At 48.7% G+C, this 22,794-nt stretch carries 23 protein-coding genes and 1 pseudogene; 23 read left to right on the top strand and 1 reads right to left on the bottom strand.

The window, feature by feature from the left end; translation table 11 throughout:
- Window positions 1–269 precede the first annotated feature (269 nt).
- From H6629_10485 to H6629_10380, 22 genes and pseudogenes are all read left to right on the top strand, one after another.
- Window positions 270–1,055 carry a ParA family protein gene (locus tag H6629_10485; GenBank protein MCB9068220.1) on the top strand — a complete coding sequence of 262 codons (786 nt, stop codon included), beginning with the start codon at window positions 270–272 and terminating at the stop codon, window positions 1,053–1,055.
- A gap of 76 nt (window positions 1,056–1,131) precedes the next feature.
- Window positions 1,132–1,377, top strand: a complete 246-nt coding sequence (locus H6629_10480; GenBank protein MCB9068219.1) for a hypothetical protein — start codon at window positions 1,132–1,134, stop codon at window positions 1,375–1,377.
- A gap of 143 nt (window positions 1,378–1,520) precedes the next feature.
- Entirely contained in the window at window positions 1,521–2,306 is a 786-nt protein-coding gene (locus H6629_10475) for a hypothetical protein (protein ID MCB9068218.1), read from the top strand.
- Window positions 2,307–2,312: 6 nt separating this feature from the next.
- Window positions 2,313–3,356, top strand: a complete 1,044-nt coding sequence (locus H6629_10470) for a glycosyltransferase (GenBank protein ID MCB9068217.1) — start codon at window positions 2,313–2,315, stop codon at window positions 3,354–3,356.
- Window positions 3,357–3,492: 136 nt separating this feature from the next.
- Complete coding sequence (locus H6629_10465; protein MCB9068216.1) at window positions 3,493–3,810, top strand: hypothetical protein; 318 nt, start codon at window positions 3,493–3,495, stop codon at window positions 3,808–3,810.
- Between the two features lie 246 nt (window positions 3,811–4,056).
- Window positions 4,057–4,509, top strand: a complete 453-nt coding sequence (locus H6629_10460) for a hypothetical protein (GenBank protein ID MCB9068215.1) — start codon at window positions 4,057–4,059, stop codon at window positions 4,507–4,509.
- Window positions 4,509–6,770: a TonB-dependent receptor gene (locus tag H6629_10455; protein ID MCB9068214.1), complete on the top strand. Its 2,262-nt coding sequence runs from the start codon at window positions 4,509–4,511 to the stop codon at window positions 6,768–6,770. Before H6629_10460 ends, H6629_10455 begins: the two co-directional genes overlap by 1 nt.
- Window positions 6,771–6,993: 223 nt before the next feature.
- Window positions 6,994–7,203 carry a hypothetical protein gene (locus H6629_10450; GenBank protein MCB9068213.1) on the top strand — a complete coding sequence of 70 codons (210 nt, stop codon included), beginning with the start codon at window positions 6,994–6,996 and terminating at the stop codon, window positions 7,201–7,203.
- 35 nt (window positions 7,204–7,238) lie between these two features.
- Window positions 7,239–7,478, top strand: coding sequence for a 50S ribosomal protein L28 (rpmB, locus tag H6629_10445; protein ID MCB9068212.1), 240 nt, complete (start codon window positions 7,239–7,241; stop codon window positions 7,476–7,478).
- 67 nt (window positions 7,479–7,545) lie between these two features.
- Window positions 7,546–7,713, top strand: a complete 168-nt coding sequence (gene rpmG / locus H6629_10440) for a 50S ribosomal protein L33 (GenBank protein ID MCB9068211.1) — start codon at window positions 7,546–7,548, stop codon at window positions 7,711–7,713.
- A gap of 301 nt (window positions 7,714–8,014) precedes the next feature.
- Window positions 8,015–8,194, top strand: a complete 180-nt coding sequence (locus tag H6629_10435; protein ID MCB9068210.1) for a type II toxin-antitoxin system HicB family antitoxin — start codon at window positions 8,015–8,017, stop codon at window positions 8,192–8,194.
- A 14-nt stretch (window positions 8,195–8,208) separates the two neighbouring features.
- Window positions 8,209–8,460, top strand: coding sequence for a hypothetical protein (locus tag H6629_10430; GenBank protein MCB9068209.1), 252 nt, complete (start codon window positions 8,209–8,211; stop codon window positions 8,458–8,460).
- A 160-nt stretch (window positions 8,461–8,620) separates the two neighbouring features.
- A complete protein-coding gene (locus H6629_10425) occupies window positions 8,621–11,128 on the top strand; it encodes a PP2C family protein-serine/threonine phosphatase (protein ID MCB9068208.1) in 2,508 nt (835 codons plus the stop codon).
- A gap of 123 nt (window positions 11,129–11,251) precedes the next feature.
- Window positions 11,252–11,824: a sigma-70 family RNA polymerase sigma factor gene (locus H6629_10420; GenBank protein MCB9068207.1), complete on the top strand. Its 573-nt coding sequence runs from the start codon at window positions 11,252–11,254 to the stop codon at window positions 11,822–11,824.
- Complete coding sequence (locus tag H6629_10415; GenBank protein MCB9068206.1) at window positions 11,821–12,267, top strand: hypothetical protein; 447 nt, start codon at window positions 11,821–11,823, stop codon at window positions 12,265–12,267. The genes H6629_10420 and H6629_10415 overlap by 4 nt, the downstream gene beginning before the upstream one ends.
- Window positions 12,267–12,908 (top strand): hypothetical protein, encoded by a 642-nt coding sequence (locus tag H6629_10410; GenBank protein MCB9068205.1) that lies wholly within the window; start codon window positions 12,267–12,269, stop codon window positions 12,906–12,908. The genes H6629_10415 and H6629_10410 overlap by 1 nt, the downstream gene beginning before the upstream one ends.
- Before the next feature lie 129 nt (window positions 12,909–13,037).
- On the top strand, window positions 13,038–13,835 hold the full coding sequence (locus H6629_10405) for a hypothetical protein (GenBank protein MCB9068204.1): 798 nt from the start codon (window positions 13,038–13,040) through the stop codon (window positions 13,833–13,835).
- Window position 13,836: 1 nt separating this feature from the next.
- Window positions 13,837–15,210 carry a TolC family protein gene (locus H6629_10400; protein ID MCB9068203.1) on the top strand — a complete coding sequence of 458 codons (1,374 nt, stop codon included), beginning with the start codon at window positions 13,837–13,839 and terminating at the stop codon, window positions 15,208–15,210.
- A gap of 25 nt (window positions 15,211–15,235) precedes the next feature.
- Entirely contained in the window at window positions 15,236–16,525 is a 1,290-nt protein-coding gene (locus tag H6629_10395; protein MCB9068202.1) for an efflux RND transporter periplasmic adaptor subunit, read from the top strand.
- A 1-nt stretch (window position 16,526) separates the two neighbouring features.
- The gene (locus H6629_10390; GenBank protein ID MCB9068201.1) at window positions 16,527–17,285 is read left to right on the top strand and encodes an ABC transporter ATP-binding protein; all 759 of its coding nucleotides are present in this window, start codon (window positions 16,527–16,529) and stop codon (window positions 17,283–17,285) included.
- Between the two features lie 132 nt (window positions 17,286–17,417).
- Complete coding sequence (locus H6629_10385; protein ID MCB9068200.1) at window positions 17,418–17,729, top strand: GIY-YIG nuclease family protein; 312 nt, start codon at window positions 17,418–17,420, stop codon at window positions 17,727–17,729.
- 122 nt (window positions 17,730–17,851) lie between these two features.
- A pseudogene (locus H6629_10380) lies at window positions 17,852–19,071 on the top strand (ABC transporter permease).
- A gap of 71 nt (window positions 19,072–19,142) precedes the next feature.
- Here H6629_10380 and H6629_10375 read toward each other — a convergent pair.
- Window positions 19,143–21,443, bottom strand: coding sequence for a tetratricopeptide repeat protein (locus H6629_10375; protein ID MCB9068199.1), 2,301 nt, complete (start codon window positions 21,441–21,443; stop codon window positions 19,143–19,145).
- A 322-nt stretch (window positions 21,444–21,765) separates the two neighbouring features.
- Between H6629_10375 and H6629_10370 the strand changes: the two genes are divergently transcribed.
- Window positions 21,766–22,737 carry a DUF4097 family beta strand repeat protein gene (locus H6629_10370; GenBank protein ID MCB9068198.1) on the top strand — a complete coding sequence of 324 codons (972 nt, stop codon included), beginning with the start codon at window positions 21,766–21,768 and terminating at the stop codon, window positions 22,735–22,737.
- The last annotated feature ends 57 nt before the right edge of the window (window positions 22,738–22,794 follow it).

The following is a 22,794-nucleotide window of genomic DNA, read 5'->3' as shown; positions in this document are numbered from 1 at the left end:
TTCCCAATAATTCGATACTATTAGGGCGCTGCAGAAAAAATTACCGTTTTACTGCATTTTTTTACTTTGCAACATCAATTTTATGACATTATACTGCCGGAACGATCAACATTGCCAGATAAAACGCCGATACTGAACATCCTGAGTACGGCTGATTTAACATAAAATTTTCGGTAAACGATTAAAACGGATGCGTTATGAGCATTGACTATAGGGAAATAGAAACCGAACAAACGGAACCACAGATTCAAAACTCGAAAATTGGGCGAATGGAAACAATTGCATTATTCAACCTCAAAGGCGGGGTTGGCAAAACCACGTTAACCGCAAATTTGGGTGCAGCGTTCAGCAGTTTTGGCAAAAAAGTGTTATTAATTGACATCGATCCGCAGCAAAATCTCACGCAAAATCTGGGCGTAAATCCCATGCGGGTGGATGGCATCGAAGATTTTCTGGCCGGAAAACGCAGTTTTGAAGAAGTTGTCAAAAGCTATCGCGGAAAGTTCGATTTTATTTCAGCCGGAAAAGGACTGCGGGATCTGGAAATTTCATTAGCCGCAAACTATCACAAAGATGCCAAAACCGGCGATTTTTTCCGGCGCGCTTTCGCCAAAGTACCGCTGGATTACGATTATCTGCTCATCGACTGCCCGCCATCGGTAAACTTGCTGACAACCAATGCGCTGTCGTTTGTGAAACGGGTGTTTGTGCCGGTTCAGTGTCAGCATTTTGCGTTGCACGGCTCCAAAAAAACCGTATCTTTCGTTTACAAAATCAAGGCGTTTTACAATCCGGGATTATCCATTTCTGCAATTATTCCGGTAATGTACGACCGGCGTAACAAATTGTCCGATTCGATCATCAAACGATTAGAAAACATGTTTCGCGATAAATTGACCAAAACCAAAATCAGCGTGAATGTTGCATTGGCGGAATCGCCCGGTTTTGGCAAAACGATTTTCGATTACAAACCCAATAGCCGTGGCGCAAAAGATATTCGCAACCTTGCTGTGGAAATTATGGAACGCGAAATACGCAACGGCAAACGCATCTAACGCAATCGAACTGAACCGGTCAGAAACCTTTCGATCGATTGCTCGTAAGAGAAGATGCACCAAAGCGGAGGTAATTATGCATCAAATCTGGCAGGCAGTACTAAATTTAATTGACAACGTAATTAATTGGTTTGATAACCTGTTTGACATTGACCCGAATGATCGCCCCAAACAACTTATTCCGGTTCGCCACGACAAAAGCAAACCTGCGAAAAACATCAATCACAACAATTATGAAGAAAAATTGTTGAAAATGTTTTTTCTTTTTATAACCATGTTATTGCTAATGCTCGTCGGCGCGAATCTCGGGTTTGACAACTAATCCCCATTTTTTTTCCAACCTTGAACACTTTAAAAGCGGAATGTATATTCCGCTTTTCTGTTTTATGGGATATTTTTCGGAAAGCAGTACCGGACAGCGGATTGTCTTTCACCACATCACCCAACTTTTTTGCGGAGGAAAATATGCGAAAATTAATTATATCAACATGTTTTTGCTGGCTGGTTATTTCCGGAATGGCAATTGCGCAATCATCCGAAAATCCGGCGATGCCCGGCTTCAACGCTGCGGGATCGGACAAAAAAGCCATCGAAATTGCCGACGAAGTGATGACAGCACTCGGCGGACGCGAAAACTGGGACAACACCCGGCACATCACCTGGAATTTTTTCGGTCGCCGTACGCTCGTTTGGGACAAATGGACCGGCGATTACCGGTTGCAAGCCGACTCCCTTTTGGTGCTGATGAATCTGAATACCCAAAATGGTCGCGCATGGATTAACGGCAGCGAAGTCACCGACGACGCCAAACGCGCCGAGCTGCTCAAACGCGCCAACAGCATCTGGATCAACGATAGCTACTGGATGTTCATGCCATATAAATTGAAAGACAGCGGCGTAACCTTAAAATACATCGGTGATATGGAATCAGAGTCCGGTGCGATGTGCGATGTGTTGCAGCTAACATTCGAAAATGTGGGCGATACGCCGCAAAATAAATATCACGTTTTTGTGAACAGTGAAACCCATTTGGTCGATCAGTGGTCGTATTTCCCAAATGCAGAAGATGATGAACCGCGCTTTACCACACCGTGGCAAAACTGGACGCAGCATGGCAAAATTATGCTTTCCAACGATCGAGGCGAGCGAAAACACACCAACATCGCCGTATTTGATATTCTGCCGGCAAAGGTCTACGAAAGCCCGGAGCCCATCGACATTATGCAATTCAAAATCGGGATGGCAGACTAACACCGCATGAACCAGCACCGATACCAATTTTATTCCGTCATTGTGCCGTCGTATAATCGCGAAGATGAAATTCGCGAACTGCTGGCATCGTTCGAAAAACTGGATTTTCCGGCAGATCGCTACGAGTTGATCATCGCAGACGACGGCTCCACCGACAGCACCGCCGCACTCGTTCAGCGCGTCCAAAAAAACTGTTCGTTTGATCTCCAATTTTTCCGGCAGGAAAACAAAGGTCCCGGCGCAGCGCGAAACATGGGCATGCAACATGCGCGCGGCGATATGTTCATTTTCATCGATTCCGATTGCACAGTTGCGCCCAACTGGCTGGCAGCCATCGACCGCGATGTGAACGCGCAAAACGCCGACGCTTTCGGCGGACCGGATTCTTTTCGCGATGATTTTCCGCCGCTGCTCAAAGCCATCAATTATTCAATGACCTCGTTTATCACCACCGGCGGCATTCGCGGGCACAAAAAAAAGAGCCTTGGGAAATATTATCCGCGCAGTTTTAACATGGGACTTTCTCGGAAAGTCTACGAAACGATCGGCGGTTTCGGCTCGCTGCGGCACGGGCAGGACATCGAATTCAGCCATCGCATTCTGGAAAGCGGCGCAAAAACCATCCTCATTTCTGATGCCGTTGTGTTTCACAAACGCCGCACATCGCTGAAAAAATTTTTCCGGCAGGTGTTTAATTGGGGCGTGGCGCGGATCAATCTCTATAAAATTGATGAAAAAATGTTGGAATTGGTGCACGCGCTGCCGGCAATCGCTACCGCCGGATTAATTCTGCTCATCCTCGCCAGCCTGCTGCTTTCACCCGTTTGGACAATTGCTAAATGGTTGTTTTTGGCAGGCTTAGCGATTTTAGCACTTTCGGGAATTCACGCCGGTTTGCAATATCGCAGCGCCGCTGTCGCCCTGCTCACACCGCTGGTAATGCCCATTCAGGTGATCGGCTACGGGCTTGGGTTTATTTCTGCGTATATTCGCCGTATCATTCTCGGCGGGGACGAATTCACCGGGTTCCGCAAACGCTATTATCAATAATTTTCACTGCTCGTCATAAAAGTTGCAGTTGATTTCACCCCCAAAACCCTCATCCCCAAACAGCCAACATTATTTTTCCGTTAGAAAATTCAACTCAGTTGCATTTTCGCCAAACACTGATTATTATACTTTCGAAATGGAATTGAAAGTGGAATTAATGCAAACGAAACAGCAAAAACTGATGAATCTGTTGTTGACGTTGGCAACCGTAGCGTTGTTAACCCTCAGCTTTGCTGCGCCGTTTTTGCACCACCACGATTCAAAACAGGTTTACACACCCGAATGTATCGCCTGCGTTGTGCAGTATCACTGGCAGGCAACTGCGCCGGGAATTGGAACGACCATTTCCGTTTCCCTCAACAGCACCGTTTCGCTCATTCTCCCGGAAACCGATGTTCAAAAACCGGTTTTCCCGGGATTCATTTTTGTCAACAAAGCCCCGCCTTTCTGTTAATTCACCATTTATTTGTGTTCCGGTTGCGACCGGCAAATTGTCGCACAATAGATTCATTTTATCCTGCATGAGTTCATCCTTATGTAAGGTGAAAATCGTAAGATATTGTGATTTTGCGTCGCAACTGGCATCTATACTGTCGCCGAAATCTACCGGTTGATGCGTTGCGTTAACGTTGGCTTCGTATCAAATAACGGTTTTTCGGTTGTATGAATTCACAATAAATCAAACTGAAAGGCATTCAAAATGACTCGCAACTTATTAAAAATCAGCATGTTACTAATTTTGATTTTACTCATTTCCGCCGGATGCAGCAAAGATTCCACAGAGCCGGATCACACACACGCCGACGCCGAAGGCCTGACACTGACGCTGAACGGCGTGGAAGTTGTGCGCATCGAAGAAGGCGCGATTACCGGCGGAATTTCCGTTTCGGCAGGCACCGAAACCGCGCTTATTTCCCTGCAATTTCTGGATCACGACGGCGACGAGTTTGTGCCGGATGACGAGGATTATTCACTGGGATATTCATTCGCAAACGGCGACATCGCAGAATGGGAGCAGCACAGCGAAGACGGAAAATATCGTTTTCACGTTGTTGGCAAAGCGGCAGGCAGCACAACGCTCACGCTGGAACTGCTGCACGGCGACCACGCCGATTATCAATCACCGCCAATCCCCGTTACGGTGACACAATAATGCGTAATTTTTGGGGTCAAATAATGATTGTTTTGGGGATCGCTGCGATACTGGCGATCCCCGTTTTTGCCGCAGACGCGGATGCAGCCATCGTTCCGCCGCCGAACACCGGCGCTGTGGAAGGTGTTTTGATCGATTCGCAAAGCGGCGAGCCGGTGAGTTACGCGCAGATGTATTTGCCGGAACTCAACCGCACTTACACCTCGCACGACGACGGGAGTTTTCATTTTTACGAATTGCCGACCGGCACTTTTACGCTGAAAGTTTTCCGCGTTGGTTACCGCGACGCCAGTTTCAATGTAGAGATCGTAGAAAACGATACGAGTTTTGTGCGGCTGAAAATGAGTGGCTCGGCCATCGCCGTTCAGGACGTGGTTGTGGAAAGTGAACGCGATGAATTGTCCGAACTGGCGAAACCGGAGCAGGAAATCAGCGGCAAAAAGCTGCGCCAGAATTTGGGGCGAACCATAGCAGAAACAGTAGATTACGAACCGGGAATTTCGCAACGGACGATGGGTCCGGCACCGGCGCGTCCGGTGCTGCGCGGGCTTGGCGGCGACCGTCTGCTGGTTCTGGAAGATGGCGAGCGCACCGGCGATCTCTCCGGCACATCGTCCGATCACGCGGTAACTATCGAGCCGATGACCGCAGAACGGGTAGAAATTATTCGCGGTCCGGAAGCGCTGCTGCACGGTTCGAACGTGCTGGCCGGTGTAATCAACGTTGCCCGGGGATATATTCCCACCACAAAAATCCACCGCGCCAGCGGATCGCTCAGCGCACAGGGCGAATCGGTGAATGATGGCTACTCCCTCGGCGGTAGCGCATCGGTTCCGGCAGGCGCTTTTGTGGTTCGCGGCGATGGCAGTTTTCGCAAAACGCAGGATATTGTCACGCCCATCGGCGAGCTTGCCAACACGAAAATCCAAACCACCAACGCATCTGCGGGCGTCGGGCTGGTGAAAAAATGGGGAACTATCGGCACATCTGCAAGCCACTACCAATCGGATTACGGTATTCCGCCCGATCCGGTTGCCGGGCATCCCGGCGGCGTACAGATTGATCTGGAACGCAACCACATCGAAACGAAAGCGGAAATTTTTCCATCAAAAACAGCCATTCGCAAAATAGAACTGCGCCACGCATTTACCCGCTATCGGCATTCTGAAATTGAGTTCAGCCGCAATCTCGGAAGAGAAATTACCGGTACCGGATTTGATGTGCTCACCCATCACGCCGCCGCGCTGCTGCGCACAAACCGTATCGGTATTTTTGAGAATGGCGCCATTGGTTTTTGGGGCGAATTCCGCGATCACTCCACGCCGAGTGGGCGCAACCTGACACCGCCATCGAAAGAATATTCCGGCGCAGCGTTTTTGTACCAGGAAACAGAATGGGGAAAATTATCGCTGAATGGTGCCATGCGTTTGGATGCCCGGGCTATTAATCCGCAATTTTCCGGTAATAGCAACGCAGCCGGAATTATCCGAAAACGCAGTTTTGCAGGCATATCCGGCGGCATTTCCGGCATTTTCCATTTGAACAGCCAGATTTCCCTCGGCAGCTCAGCGATGCGTTCCTACCGTGCGCCGGGCATCGAAGAATTGTTTTCCGAAGGTCCGCATCTGGCAGTATATAACTACGAAGTGGGCAACAGCAATCTGGATGCCGAGCGCGGACTCGGTTTGGAAATTTTTATGGATGTGAAATCTCCGAGTTGGCGGCTGCGCGTGGCTGCGTTCCGAAACGCCATTAGCAACTACATTTTTGCGAAGAACACCGGCGAACGTAGCATTCGCATTTACAGCCTGTTCCAATATCAATTTGTTGGCGAAAAAGCGCTGATGCAGGGTGTGGAAAGCGCATGGGAATGGCGCCCGTTTACTGCCTGGCAAATTGGCGGCACTGCCAGCTATGTAAAAGCAGAATTGGTGGATCTGGATGAAGCGATTCCGCGCATCCCACCGTTTGAAGGGAAAGCGTATTTGCGGTTTCACTGGCAGGAATTTTCCATTGGCGCGGCGGTTCGCGCAGCGGCAAAGCAAGATCGCACCGGCGAGTTCGAAACCCCAACCGACGGATATGCCATCGCCGATCTCTCCGCAGATTACAGTTTCGCGAAAAGCGGCTTGCTGCATACGTTTTCGCTGAACATCGAAAACGTGTTTGACAGCGAATACCGGAAGCATCTCAACCAGATCAAACATATTTTTCCGGAGCCATCCCGGAATGTTAAATTGTTATACAAAGCATATTTTTAAACGAATAACATTGCGCTGATGCGGTTTCAACCGTTTAGATCAATAATCTGTTCATTTTTATTCAAAATGAAACTGATATTAATATTGACATCCCGGTTGTCATTAATTAAATTAGCAGGCTCCAAAAGAAAATGCAGGGCGATTAACTCGTTTGTCCTGCATTTTCTATCGTAAACTAATTGGAAGCGATTCTTCCAAGCCCCAATAACCAGGGAGTTTTATCATGGCTAAGAAGCAAACGTTCGAAAGCAAGCTTAAAAAAGGCCCAGAAGATAAGAAAGCAATCAAGGTTGTTTTTTCCTATCAATCTAAAGATTCCGGCTCATGGCGCTTTGCCGAAAAAATTGTAAAAGTGCCGTTAGACAGCGACGAAACCAAAGCTGTTGAAGCAGAAGTACAAGCCGGGCTGGAATATATCCAGAACGTGAAGTAATACCCATTCAAACGGCAACAGGAGTATTTTTAATTATGGCACGGAAATGTAAATTAACAGGCAAAAAGCCGCTGGTTGGTAACAATGTTTCGCACGCAAACAACCGGACCAAGCGTCGCCAATATCCGAACTTGCAAAACAAACGCATTTTTGTGGAAGAACTGGACAAATTTGTTCGTGTTCGCCTGTCCACCAAAGCGTTAAAAACAGTAACGCACAAAGGTCTGATGACGTATTTGCGCGAACAGAATTTGCAACTTCAGGATGTAATGTAATTTTACCAATTTTAGTTGACCCGATTGCATAACCTGCAATCATTGATGGCAGAAACCGGAGTTTATCATGGCTAAAGGCAAAGGCAACATCCGCGAAACAATCAAGCTGAAAAGCACCGAAAGTTCGCATATGTATTCCACAGTGAAAAACAAACGGAATACAACAAACCGGCTGGAAATCAAAAAATACGATCCTATCGTCCGGAAACATGTCATTTATCGCGAAACCAAATAGTTTTCGATAACAAAATACGGCTGATCAGTTTGGCAGGTTTTAACCTGCATAAATCGTTATGGCTCCATTGCTGAATTCTAATTTCAGTATGGAGCTTTTTGCGTTTTATATTATGTTCGTTACATCACACCCAACCGGGCAAAGGCAGCTATATTACAGAATATACAGATTTCCGGTATAAAATTAATTTCTTTTCGGGATTTTGTATTGAATTGTAATACTTTTGACGATATATTGAAACGTAAAGAGCCTATTTTTCCAGGCTACTTTTTTATTAATAAGGTTGGTGATTGGCAAATCGATGAAGTTAAAACTGGTAATTCTCAAAATAACGAATGATCAATACATTGGTCATTGTCCCAGCTTACCGGGCTGCGCGATAGAGGCATCCACAGAGGAACGTGCCCGCCAGTTGCTAAAAGCTGCTATAAATGCTTATGTAATCAGCCATAAACAACGCAATGAAAAATTACCCGTTTAAATCGGCATAAAATTATGCAAAACATACCTCACGAAACAGCGATTAAAGCCTTTAGAAAATTAGGATTTAACGTGGAACTCCGCGAGCTCCAGATTACAGTTCTGCGCGAAGCGGAATTCCCTTTCCGGCGACTAACGCTTCCAAATCATAGCTTAATCTCGCAGGAATTGTTGGAAGTGTATCTGGATGATCTTCAGATCGACAAACGAACATTCTGGACAATCCTCGACCAGTTTTCGGTGAACGGTCAGGCTCCCAGCAAATAATAGTTGACAGCGCACCAATTTCACGCCCTTTAATTCAGCAATATTTTTCCAAAAAATGCGAATCATTCGTTGCAAATTCCCGTCTATCCTGTTATTCTATCAATATTATTTTTGAAATTAAGTATGCGAACGATGCTACCGTTTTGCAAAGGTTGACCGAATGAAATTTCGTAATCAAGTCGCAATATACATACTGTTGATTCTTGTAAGTGCCGGGATTTTGTGGCATCTGTATCCAAAAATTCACCCCTTTGGCAACCTTAATTTGCCACTCACCAAATCTGAAATTGAAGCGCAAGCGGTAAATCTCGCACGCGAGCAACAATTGAATATCGACGGATTTTACGCAGATGCTGTATTAAATCGATACACCCAATTGCTACGCCAAACACAGATGGAACTGGGTCTCGAAAAGGCAAACACCGCGCTTAACAACGACCTTCCGGTTTATTTTTGGCAGGTTCGATGGCTGAAGGATGAATTGCTCAGCAATCGTCTTTTTTCTAACGGCAATGACCAATCCAACAAAATGATGAACGGTGCCATTTTTAAATATGATACCAAAGGGCGATTGCTGGAATACACACTTGAATGGCCGGATACCAGCAACTTGGCCGATATTTCACAGTCCGATGCTGAATCAATTTTGGCGCAGTTTATTTCCGAACATACACCGTTTTTCTATTCCAAAACAGATACAATCAAACAACAGCGCAACACAAATAAAATCACCGAAAAAGTGCACCAGGAACGGGTAGATTACGATTTTTTCTGGAAGACAACTGCTCCGCTGATCAATATTCCCATCGAACTTACCGCAACAGTTGTCGGTGATCGTATCATCCGTTTCCAAAGCAATTACCAACCTGCAGGCATGTATCAAACCAGTTTTGTCAATACGTTGGATGATTATCTTTTCCCGCTGATGTTGATGCTGATTGTGATCAGTACAATTATCATCGCACTGCGACGCTGGCAGGCATACGAGATGGATTTCCGTTTCGGCATCGGGCTTGGTATTGTTGCCGGATTATTTTTTGGCATTTATCTGTATTTCAATTTATACCGAACAATGGGTATAAACGTTTACATTCCTGTCATCTTAAATTCTTTATTTACAGGTGGTTCGATCGTTTTTATTTGGGCTGTTGGCGAATCCATCGGGCGGGAAACCTGGAAAGAAAAATTCATCTCGCTGGATTTGTTGCGCAACGGCTATGTTCTGCATTCGCAAATTGGCATTAATATTTTGCGGGGCATTAGTATTGGCATTTTGAGCCTGGCTGCGTGGGCATTGCTGGTAAAAATGGTGTCGTTTTTCGAAGCGGTTGCTATTATCCCAAATTTCAACGGCAGCCTGATGATTTTCAGCTCGGTAAATCCACTGCTACGGATGATTGGCATCGTCAGCTTTGCGATGATCTGGACAGTAACCTGCTATTTATTATTCGGGATGAGCGTATTCCGGCGGCTTTTCCAGTCGCCGTGGGTGGTGATCGGGATTGTTACGCTGCTCATCACACTGGTGCATCGGGATGGGCTCGAGCCTTATTTGCCCGGCGTGATTATCGAAGCGATTGTGATGGCTTTTACACTATGGGCTTTTTGGCAATACGACCTTATTGCAGGATTTGCCGCGTTAGTTACCAACACATTCTGGTATCAGGCCATCGGTTTGTTTTTCACCGGAAATGATCATTTCGCGTTTTCGGGAATGCTGCTCGCGGGGGTTTTTATTCTGATTATCGGATATGCATTAACAACGCTTTTCACCCGCGATCGCATCACAGATTTTGACCGGCTGGCACCAAAATTCTACAAAAACATTACCGAACGGCAGCGCTTGCAAAAAGAATTGGAAATCGCCCGCGAAGTGCAAATGAGCTTTTTGCCGGAGCGAAATCCGCAAATCAACGAGCTGGATATTGCCTCGCGTTGTATTCCGGCGCTGGAAATCGGCGGCGATTATTACGATTTTGTGGATTTGGGGCAAAATCGCCTCGGCGTGGTAATCGGCGATGTTTCGGGAAAAGGCACGCAAGCCGCATTTTACATGACTCTCACCAAAGGATTTTTGCGTGCGTTGGCAAATATGTCCGAATCGCCGGCATTTGTGCTGTCCCAATTAAACCGGCTCTTTTACCAAAATGTCCGTCGCGGCGTGTTTATCAGCATGATTTACGGCATTTTTGATCTCGAAGCGCAGGAACTTGTACTGGCGCGTGCCGGACACAATCCGGTGCTGATGCGCCAAACCAGCGACCAAACGCTCCAAAATATCAACCCGCGCGGACTCGCTTTGGGCATGGAAAAAGGCGATGCCTTCGAACGGCTGATTCAGGAAGTGCACATTCCGTTCAAACCAAACGACGTTTTCGTATTTTATACCGACGGATTCACCGAAGCCATGAATCAACACAAAGAAGAATTTGGCGAACACCGCTTCGAAGCCGCATTCACCAAAGGGCTCAACGGTTCCGCAGAAGATTTGATGAACGGTATTTTCAACGATGTTCACCAATTTGTCGGCAAAACGCCGCAAAGCGATGATATGACGATTATCGTGATCAAAGTGCGGGCAGACGGGCAGGGACTGACCCTCGGCAATTTGGGACGCGAGCTGCTCAACCCGATTGCCTACCGCAGCTCATCTGACAATATTTCATAACTTGCAACATATCGTTTGTATTCGCTTGATTTTCTGAACTCATCTCCCTCCCAAAATATCATCCCAATATAATTTATTATTTTTTTTGAAATATCCGCTAAATTTGCATGTCTAATGCAATGAATGAAGGAAAAGGAAACGCAGGTTTTGACCGACGAACAACTAATTGCGCAAACGCTGTCCGGCAACGATAACGCTTTCAAAATGCTGGTGCAACGGCACGAATCGCGGATTGCGGCAACGGTTATCGGCATGCTGGGCAATCGCCCGGAGGCGGAGGATGTCGGGCAGGAAGTGTTCATCCGGTTTTACAAAAACCTTAAAAATTTCCGGGGCGATTCCGCTGTTAGCACATATCTGACGCGCATCGCGATCAACCTTTCGTTGAATGAAATCCGGCGGCGCAAACTGCGATCGCTATTTTCATCGATCGACGATGACGAAAAAACGCTCGAATTAGCGGATGAATCCGCCAAAAAACCGGATGACAACAGCAGCGCGCTCGTTCACCGGGCGATCCGCAAGCTGGACACAAAATACCGGACAGTGATTGTGCTGCGCCTGCTGGAAGGCTACTCCACCGAAGAAACTGCGGAAATACTGGAGATTCCGCAGGGAACGGTGATGACCCGGCTGCTGCGCGCCCAGCAAAAATTGAAAACCATATTGTCACCCTATTTTGCGGAGGCAAAATGAAATCCAAAAAGAGAGACACGATGAACCACCATCTCAAAACATTGCTGTATCGCTCATTTGATGATGAACTTTCGCCTGAGGAACAGCAACAACTGGCTTCTGCGCTCAACAATTTTGCGGAATTGCGCATCGAAAAACAGCAGATCGAGGCGCTTCGCGAAACGTTGACGGGTGAGCCAAAACCGCAATTCGCCCCGTTTTTTGCGGAACGGGTGATGCAGCGGATTCATGCGGAACGCCAATCTGCCCGCGAAGATGATTTTTTCATGTCGCTGATCTGGACATTCCGGCGCGTGGCGATTGCCGGCGTGATTGCCGTTGCGCTGTTAATCACCACTAACATATTGTATAAACAGGATTTATCGCTGGACAGTATTTTAGCCGTCCCGCAGGTAACACTGGAAAATGCATTGGAACTCGACGAATTGATTGTGAGGGAATGATGAACACAAAAACCAAATCTATTTTGGCGATTTTAACCACGCTGCTGATTGGCATTGCCATTGGCGCGATCGCCAGCGGCACGCTGCGCCACCGGAAAATGGAGCGCATCGAACGGATGTCGCCGCAGGAACGCTTTCTGAAAACGATGGACGAAATCATCAAACCGGATGAACAGCAGCGCGAAGCCATCCAACAAGTGCTCAAACGCGAATCCGAACAGATGGTCAGCATTCGCGAACGCTATCAGGGCGAGGTTTCCGCCGTGATGGATTCGGTGAAAAAAGAGCTGCGCAGCATCCTCACGCCGGAACAAAGTCAGCGGCTGGAAGAGCATTTCAGCCAATTTGAAAAACGGCGTAACGAACGTGAAATCAAACGGTTAGCACGGATGCTCGATCTCACGGAAGCGCAGCAATCTCAAATCGCCGGCATTTTTGAGAAACACGCGTTCAGCAAACGTCAGCCTGGAATTGGATCGCCGGATGACAGCAGTTTTATCAAAACGATTCAAAAAATACAAACGGAAGTTGAAACCGTGTTGACACCGGAACAGCAGGAAAAATACCGGAAATACAATAAAGAAAAACGCAGACGGTTCCGGTTTCCCGGACCGCCCGACGAACCAATGGATCGCGATTAATTTCGATCGCATGTGTTCGAAAAAAGGAGAATAATTTTGTTACGCAACTATCAACAGTTTTCAAGAATACGTCGTTTAATTCGAATAAAAACAATATCCAAAGCATTCTTTTTTGTTGGACTTTCAGCGATGATTGCAGCATGCTCATCCGCAAGAATGGAGAGCCACTGGCAGAGCCAACCGATCAGCGTGGACGGCAACGGCAGCGATTGGGGCGATTTGGCGCTGGATTACAACGAAGAAATGGACATCGTTTACGGCGCCGCCAACAACAGCGAAAATTTGCTGCTCACCTTGCGATTTCGCGATGCGCGGCTGGCCCAAAAAGCCACCCATCGCGGGTTGGTATTTTGGGTGAACGGCGATGGCAAAAAGAAAAAATCGCTCGGCATTCGCTATGTTGACCGAAACGCCATCCCGATGCGATTTGAGGAAATGCGCGAACGAATGGGCGATCTACCCCCAACCGATAACTGGCGCGACGAACGCGCCAATCGCCAACTGCCGATGAACGGCAAATTTTACCGGATTTCCGGCGACACCACCGAAATTTCCGGCAACGGATTGAACGGATTTGCCGGTGCCGTGGCGTTCAACGATGGCGTGTATTGTTACGAAATCAAATTTCCGCTGAGCGCCATCGGCGAAAAAGCGCAACCCGGACAAAAAATAAAAATCGGGCTGGAAGTTGAAGCGGTCAGCAAAGAAATCCGCGAAGAAATGAAAGAACGCATGAAAGAAATGCGCGGCAGCAGACCCGGCGGTGGCTTGGGCGGCGGACCACCCGGCGGCGGGATGGGCGGACGTCCCGGTGGCGGGCGAATGGGCGGCAGACCCGGCGGAATGGCTGGCGAAAACCCGATGGACGAACTGGACGCACAACAACTGTGGGTAACACTTCAATTGGCTACGGAAAATGGTGGCTGACATGAAATACAACAAAAAACCAACAATACAATATGTTCAGAAATCTATGTTTTTATTGATGTTGCTGGCGCTATTTTTTGGAAAAATTTATGCGCAACAACCGCAACGGCTGACACTCGGCGGCGCGATTCAACTGGCGCTGAGCGAAAATATCGATCTGAAACGATCGGAAAACGCGGTGAAATCCGGCAAAGTGAACGTCAAACAGGCGAAAGCCAATTTTCTGCCAAACCTGAATGTTTCCGCATCGGTGAGCCGGCAGTACAGCAAAAATATCGATTTGCAATCGGACGAAACCAGCGGGCAGGTGAACAACAGTTTCAGCGCGGGCGCATCTTCCGGCGTGAATTTGTTTAACGGATTTTCTGATGTGGCATCGCTAAAACAGTCGCGGTTCAATTTGGAAACGGACGAACTGGATTTCGAGCGAAGCCGCCAAACCACCTTGTTTGAAACGATATCTGTTTTTCTGCAAGCAGTTTTGGATAGCGAACTAATCGCCATTCAAAATGAAAATCTCGATGCACAGCGCAAACAACTGGCGCTTATCCAGGAATTTTACAACGCCGGTAATCGTTCGCTCGCCGACGTGCTGCAGCAAAAAGCCGCCATTTCGCAATCGGAATTGCAAGCGCTGAACACGGTTCGCAATTACGAAATCAGCAAATATCAATTGATGCTGGTGTTGGGACAATCGCCGGACACGGCGATGGAAATTGTCAGCCCGGATATTGAACGGCTGCTTCCCAAATTGGGCGAAAACGCGGGCACAGCTATTTTTCAACCGGATAATCGCCCGGATTTGCTGGCACAGCGGCGGCAGATCGATGCATCGTCGCAGGGCATCCGCATCGCCAAAGCGGGATATTTCCCGACGCTGTCGCTGAGTTTCAGCACCAATTCCAATTACCGGACGCTCAGCAATATCGGCGATTTTTCCGATCAGTTTTTCGATCTCAACCCCTCATTTTCAATCGGATTGCAACTTTCCGTGCCGTTGTTCGACCGATTCCGCACGCGATACAGCGTGCAGCTCGCAAAAATCCAGTTGTCCAACCAGCAGCTTGCGCTGAAAAATCTGGAGCTGGATGCGCAATTGCAGGTTCGGCAGGCGCGACTCAATTACCAAACCGCCCTCAAACAGCGCGATGTTGCCCGGGCACAACTGGCCTCTGCGACGGAAGCGCTCAAAGCGGTTGAGGAACGATATAACGTGGGTTCATCCACATTTGTGGAGCTTAGCCAGGTTCGGGCGCAAATGCTCAGCGCCCAAAACGACCGGATTACGGCGGATTATAATTTGTTGCTATCGTTTATGTCGCTGCAATTTTCTACCGGCGATATCGATGCGGCAATTTCGATATTTGACAATTAAACTCAACAAATTCAAAGAGATAGCAATGAAACGAAAAATCATTATCGGCGCCATTTTGCTGATTTTACTCGCGGCAGCGGGAAGCGCATCGTTCGGTTTTTTCACCAAAAAAGCAAAGACCGAATACCTGTTTGCGGAAATCACCCGGGGAAATCTGGAAAGCACAATTTCCAGCACGGGCACGCTCAGTCCGGTGACAACGGTTGAAGTCGGCACGCAGGTTTCCGGCACGCTGGCACATATTTACGCCGATTTTAACGACGAAGTGCGTCGCGGGCAATTGCTGGCAGTGATCGATACGGTTAACCTGAAAACGTCGGTTTTGACCGCAAAAGCGGATCTGAACCGGGCGCAGGCGCAGCTGGACAAAGCGATTTCCGATTACAACCGCAACAAACCGCTGTTCGAAAAAGGATTTTTGGCGGAGTCGGAATTTTTGCAATACGACATCAACCTGAAAACGCAGCGGGCTGCGCTGGTGTCATCGGAAGCGAACCTGCAGCGGGCGGAACAGAATTTGAAATACGCGTTCATTTATTCGCCGATCAACGGCACCGTGATCCAGCGAAATGTGGAACAGGGGCAAACCGTTGCCGCCAGCCTTTCCGCACCCACGCTGTTCGAAATTGCCGAAGACCTCTCGAAAATGGAAATTCTCGCAGAAGTGGACGAAAGCGATATCGGGACGATCAAAATCGGGTTGCCGGTGCGATTTGAAGTGCAGGCGTATCCGGACAAAATTTTCAACGGAAGCGTTCGGCAGGTGCGGCTGAAACCGGCGGTGGTTTCCAACGTGGTCACTTACACAGTGGTTATCGATGCGCCAAACGACGATAATTTGTTGCTTCCGGGCATGACCGCGACGGTCGATTTTGTTGTGGAACAGAAAAATGACGTGCTGCTGGTGCCCAACGCCGCGCTGCGTTTTCAACCGTCGGAAGCAGAAATGACCGCGTTTCGCGAGCGGCGCCAAAAAGAAATGGAAGCATTGCCGGACTCGGTTCGGGAACGGCGCAGCGGGCGCGGTGACGGTGGAAATCGCGGTGGTGATTTTGGTGGGCGTGGCGGAAACAGCGCCCGTGGCGGACGTTCGGGCAGCGATTTCAAACAGGTTTGGTTTATTGATGACGCCGGAAATTTAGCGATGGCGATGATGCGCGCCGGCAGCACGGACGGCAGCAACACAGAAATCGCTCGCAGCCGCAGCCTCGAAGAAGGGATGAAAGTGATCACCGGAACCAGCAGCGGCACAACAGAAACCAGCACGCGGCGGCAACAATCCGGCGGATTCGGCCCGCCGAGACGGGGATTTTAATATGGAATTGACCAACGAAATTGTCATCGAAACGCGGCAGTTGACCAAAACGTATCAGGTTGGCGATGTGTCTGTACGGGCGTTGCGCGGGGTGGATTTCACCGTTCGGCGCGGCGAATTTGTGGCGATTATGGGCGCGTCCGGCTCCGGCAAATCCACGCTGATGAACCTCATCGGCTGTTTGGATGAGCCTTCCGACGGCGATTATTTTCTCGATAACAAACACGTCAACACGCTCGGCAAAGATGAATACGCGGATATTCGCAACCAGAAAATTGGGTTTGTGTTTCAGGGATTCAACTTGCTGGCGCGAACATCGGCGCTGGAAAATGTGGAATTACCGCTGATGTACGATCGCCAGCAGCGAATTGCCAATCCCCGGAAAGCAGCCATCGCTGCGCTGGAAAAAGTGGGGCTCGGCGACCGGATGGATCATGTGCCAAACCAGCTATCCGGCGGACAGCAGCAACGGGTTGCCATTGCCCGGGCGCTGGTCAACCAACCGGCGATTGTGCTGGCAGACGAACCCACCGGCAACCTCGACAGCTTCACTTCGGTGGATGTGATGTCCGTTTTTCAGGAATTGAACGATCAGGGCATCACCATCATTTTAGTGACGCACGAACCGGATATTGCGGAATATGCCAAACGCATTATCCGCATGCGCGATGGCGTAATTGTAAAAGATACGCCGGTGCAAAACCGCCGCAACGCTAAAACCGATCTGGAAACCATGAACGCCGTCGTTGAGACGGATTAGATTGGGACAGCAATCAGCCGTACCCCTCGATACGCGCCGGTGGCGCTACCCGATGGTGAAACTCAAACATTTTGATGCATCCTGAGTAGCCCGGAACGGGCGTATCGAAGGGTGCGAAACCACGAAACTAAAATGACAAATACACAGAAAGCCTGGATTTACATCCTGAAATGTGCAGATGGCTCATTTTACACCGGAAGCACTGAGGATATACAAAAACGGCTATACGAACACCAAAGTGGTATCGGCAGCGAATGGACCCGTAAACGATTGCCAATAGAACTCGTTTTTTCTCAAGAAATGGCTGACATTCATCAGGCATTTTTAGCTGAACAGCAAATCAAAAATTGGTCCCGTGCAAAAAAAATTGCACTCATCAATGGCGAATGGAATTTGCTGACATATTTTGCAAAAAAACCAAAATTTCGAAAAAATGACGGATAAACAACGCACCCTCGATACGCCCCACAAAACGGGACTACTCGGGATGCAACCCCTCGATACGCGCCAGTGGCGCTACCCGGGATGCGGTTTGGTGAATAAACTAAAAAATCAGAGAGCCATACATGAACCAATTTATCCGACTGCTCAAAGTCGCGTTTAAGAGCATCCTCAAAAACCGGATGCGCAGCCTGCTCACGTCGCTGGGCATCATCATTGGCGTAAGCGCCGTAATTGTGATGGTTGCGATTGGCGAGGGTTCACAAAAACAGATTCAGCAAGGCATTGAATCGCTGGGAACAAACCTGATTATCGTGTTTCCCGGCGCCAGCCGTTCCGGCGGTGTCAGTCGCGGGGCGGGCAGTTTCAACCGCTTTACGTTCGACGATGTGGAAAAAATCCGCTCGGAAGCCACGCTGCTCGAAGGCATTTCGCCAGTGGTTCGCGCGGGCGGACAGGTCATCGGCGGCAGCGGGAACTGGAGCACATCCACATACGGGTGACGCCGGATTATTTCGAAATTCGCAAATGGGAACTGGTTTACGGCGAATTTTTCACCGACCGCGATGTGCGCGGCAATAAAAAAGTGGCGATTCTCGGCAAAACTGTTGCGGACGAATTGTTCCCGAATCAGGATCCGACCGGCGAATCCATCCGCATTCGCAACACGCCGTTCACGGTGATCGGCGTACTGAAAGCGAAAGGGCAAAGTGGCATGGGCAACGATCAGGACGACGTGATTTTGGCGCCGGCCACCACCGTTTTGTATCGCATGCGCGGCGGCAGATATGTGGATATGCTCAACGCCAGCGCCATTTCATCAGAAAAACTGGCAGCAGCACAGGAAGAAATTCGGGTGCTGTTGCGGGAGGCGCACCGGCTTAATCCCGGCGATGACGACGATTTCAACATCGCGAATCAGGCGGAAATCACCGAAGCCGCATCCGAAACAACTCGCGTGATGACGCTGCTGCTCGGCGCGATCGCCAGCGTTTCGCTGATCGTCGGCGGTATCGGCATCATGAATATCATGCTGGTTTCGGTAACGGAGCGCACCCGGGAAATCGGGATTCGCCTGTCCGTCGGTGCCCGCAGCGTGGATGTGCTCGCCCAGTTTCTCATCGAAGCAGTGGTGCTCAGCCTTTCCGGCGGGATCATCGGGATTTTGCTGGCGTTTCTGATTACGGTTACGCTGGAGCAATTTACCGAGATGAGCACGGTCATCAACCCGACAGTCATCATGATTTCGACGCTGTTTTCCGGCATCGTTGGGGTGTTTTTTGGATTTTATCCCGCGAAAAAAGCGGCATCGCTCAACCCGATTGATGCGTTGCGATATGAATAATGGGTAAAAAAAATCCCCTTCTCTCATAAAGAAAGAAGGGGAACCCAAAGGAGATGCTATGGTTAACTGGTTTATTTCAATCGATGGATCGTTTTGATGTGATCCGCGCGTTCTTCCAATTCCTTCGCTTTGTCATACTTCCCGATTTTTTGATACAGCACCGCTAAATTTTCAATCACGGTCAGCAGTTGCGGATCGGTTTTTCCGTAATTGTTTTGCAGGATGAGCAGCGAGCAATTCAGCAGTGGTTCGGCTTCCTCAAAACGTCCCTGCAATTCATACATCAGCGAAAGGCTGTTCAGGCATACCGCTACGTTCATCGTGCTCAAGCCTTCGTTCTTTTCCCAGATGCGCAGCGCCTCTTTGTAAAGCGGCTCCGCCTGTTCGTATTTGAACTGTGCGCGATACAATTCCGCCAGATTGTTGAGGCAGGTTGCCGTGTGCGAATGCTCTTTGCCGAGCGTTTTTTCCCAAATCGCCAGCGCCTGGTTAAACATGTCTTCGGCTTCGTCGTATTTTTTTTGCAGAAAATAGAAGCTGCCGAGATTGTTCAGCGATGCTGCGATATCCGGGTGATCGGGATTGAGCGTTTTTTCGCGGATGGACAGCGCGCGGTGATACATCGGCTCGGCTTTGTCAAACTGATCTGTCGATTGATAAAATTCCGCCAGATTGTGCAGCAGCGTAGCGATGTTCGGGTGATCCTCGCCGAGTGTGCGTTCCCAGATTTCCAACGCTTCCAGATAGTATTTTTCCGCATCATTAAACTTGCCCTGCGCGCGATACAGCGATGCCATATTGTGCAAATTCATGCCGACATCCGGGTGATCGCAGCCGAGCTGGCGTTTGCTGATTTCCAGCGCATCGTTGTAAAACGGTTCCGCTTCGCCGTATTTGCCCTGATCCAGATAAAACGTGCCGAGATTGTTCAGGTCCACCGCGAAATCCGGATGATCGCGCCCGAGCCGTTTTTCATCAATATTGATGACGGTTTTGTAGAGCGGTTCCGCCTGCACAAATTTGCCCTGTGCTTTGTATAATTCCGCCAGATTGTTCAGCGATTCCGCCACATCCGGGTGTTCGTTGCCATAAACTTCTTTCCGCAACGCCAGTGCACGGTGATACAATTTTTCCGCATCTTTGTATTTGCTTTGCGATTTATACAACCCGCCCAAATTGTTGAGCGCACTCGCCAGCGACGAGGGATCGGCGTTGGAATTGGCTTCGTAAAACGACAGCGCATCTTGGAACAGCGTTTCCGCAGATTCAAATTTGCCCTGGCTTTGCAGCACGATTGCCAGATTGTTCCGCGCCATTGCCACATTCGGGTGCAACTCACCCAACGCTGCTTCCCAAATTTCCAGCGCATGGCGATAGTGTTTTTCCGATTCACTATAACGCCCCTGCGATTGCAGCAAACCGGCCAGATTGTTCAGGTCCGCTGCCACTTCCGTGTGGTCCGGACCAAAACTTTTTTCGTCGATAGCCAGCGCCTGTTGATACAACGGCTCTGCCTGGCTGTATTTGCCCTGGGTCTTGTACAGATATCCCAAATTGTTCATCAATCGCGCCACTTTCGGATGCGATTCGCCGTAAACATTGCGCAAAATATCCAACGCACGGTGAAAATGATTTTCTGCGAGGCTGTAATTCCGCTCGCCTTCATATAATAATGCAAGGTTGTTCAACGTCGTTGCCAAATTGGGATGGCTGGTGCTGGATGCATTTTCCAGAATGTGCAACGCGCGTAAATACAAAGACTTAGCTTCGCTGCGCTGTCCCATCGTTTTGTAAATATTTGCCAAATTATTAATGGACGTGGCAACCAGCGGGTGATCTTTCCCCAACTGATTTTCCAGAATACTGATCGCCTGACGCAGCAGCGTTTTGGCTTCTTCGTAATTTTCGGTTTGTTTGTGCAACTCGGCGAGATTGTTCAGAGAGGTCGCCACATTTTTGTGATTTTCGCCATGAATGGACTTCCACATTTCCAGCGAACGCAAATAATAGGTGCGTGCGAGGTCGTATCGCGCTTGCGCGTAATATACGCCACCCAGATTGTTCAGCACGGTAGCAACGGTTGCATCTTTATTTCCCAAATGCCGTTGCCAAATATGCAATGCTTTGCGGTAGTATTCTTCTGCGGCGTCAAAACGTCCCTGCGTTTTGAACAATTCGGCGAGATTATTGTAATCGGCGGCAACTTGCGGCTGGTCATCGCCATAAAGGTTTTGGTCAATCGCCAATGCTTCGCGATAATACCGTTCGGATTCTTCGTATTTCGCCTGAAAACGGTGCAAAAACGCCAAATTATTCAGCAATTTTGCAACTTCCGGGTGTTCGGTGCCAAGCTCTTGCTTGGCTGTTTCCAAGGTTCCGACTAAGAGTTTAACGGCTTCCGTAAACTTTCCCTGTTCAAAGTATGTCGAAAGCAAATCCTTTTGCATAGCCTCTCCTGTTCCAGTTTGGCAATATTTCGTTGATCATTCAATTCCTTCGCCTGTAGAATAACGATTTGCTAACGATACGAGATGACCTGCAACACCAAAATACGAAGATTTTTTCTAAAAAAGAAAAACATTTTCGAAGCTATTACGGTATATACAAAGCGTTTCAATGAACAAACGGTTGTCTAATCAACCACAAAAACAGGATAAAACACCTTTTTCATAAAACAAAATGGGAGACAAAATTATGGAAAACAGGCTAACGAAATCTTTCCGTTGGGCAATTGTATGCCTGATGGCAATCACCGTAATGGCCGTTGCCGATACCATTGTGGATAAAAGCTTCGACGTTTCCTCCGGCGGAACGCTGTTTGTGGAAAGCGATCTCGGCTCCATCGAAGTCCGTACAGGAAACGGTAATCGCGTTGACGTTAAACTGTATGCTGAAAAACGCGGCTGGTTTAGCGACAGATCAGACAAAATTGAAGATTTACTCGAAGTTACCGTCGAAAAAGACGGCAAAGATGTGCGCGTAAAAGCATGGAAAAAGCATCGCAGAAACTGGGATAATTGGGGCAACATGCGCGTGGAATATGTGATTACTGTTCCGCAGCAATACAATGTAGATTTGCACACCGGCGGCGGCAGCATCGACGTTGGTGATTTGGAAGGTGAAGTGCGAGCCCACACTTCCGGCGGCAGCCTGAATTTCGGTGATATCAAAGGTCCCGTTTTTGGCGAAACCAGTGGCGGCAGCATTACGTTGGATGGCTGCGTTGGCGATGCAGATATCAAAACCAGCGGCGGCAGCATCAATATCGGGCAAGTTGAAGGCAATGTGGACGCCAAAACTTCCGGCGGCAGCATTCGCATCGATAAAGCCAGCGGCAACGTTTACGCCAAAACTTCCGGCGGCAGCATCAAAGTTGAAGAAGTGATGGGCGATATCGACGCAAAAACCAGCGGCGGCTCGGTGGAAGCGTATCTCTCCAAACAACCGCGCGGCGACTGCCGGTTGGCAACCAGCGGCGGCAGCATCACTGTTTATTTGGATAAGGATATAAACATTGATGTTGAAGCGCGCGGTGATCGGATTGTCAGCGATTTTGATATTGACGGCGAAGAAGAACGTCACTACGTAAATGGCAAAATTAACGGCGGCGGTCCGCTGATTTCGCTGCGCACATCGAGCGGAAAAGTGAAAATTCGCCGAATGTAAATATTTGTTTTTATATCAGTTTACAAAAAAGGCACGGTAACTCCGTGCCTTTTTGCA

This window comes from Calditrichia bacterium, from assembly GCA_020634975.1.
In the GTDB taxonomy this organism is placed as follows: domain Bacteria; phylum Calditrichota; class Calditrichia; order RBG-13-44-9; family J075; genus JACKAQ01.
The sequence above is the reverse complement of the archived record's forward strand: the minus strand, read 5'-3'. Positions and strand labels throughout refer to the sequence as shown.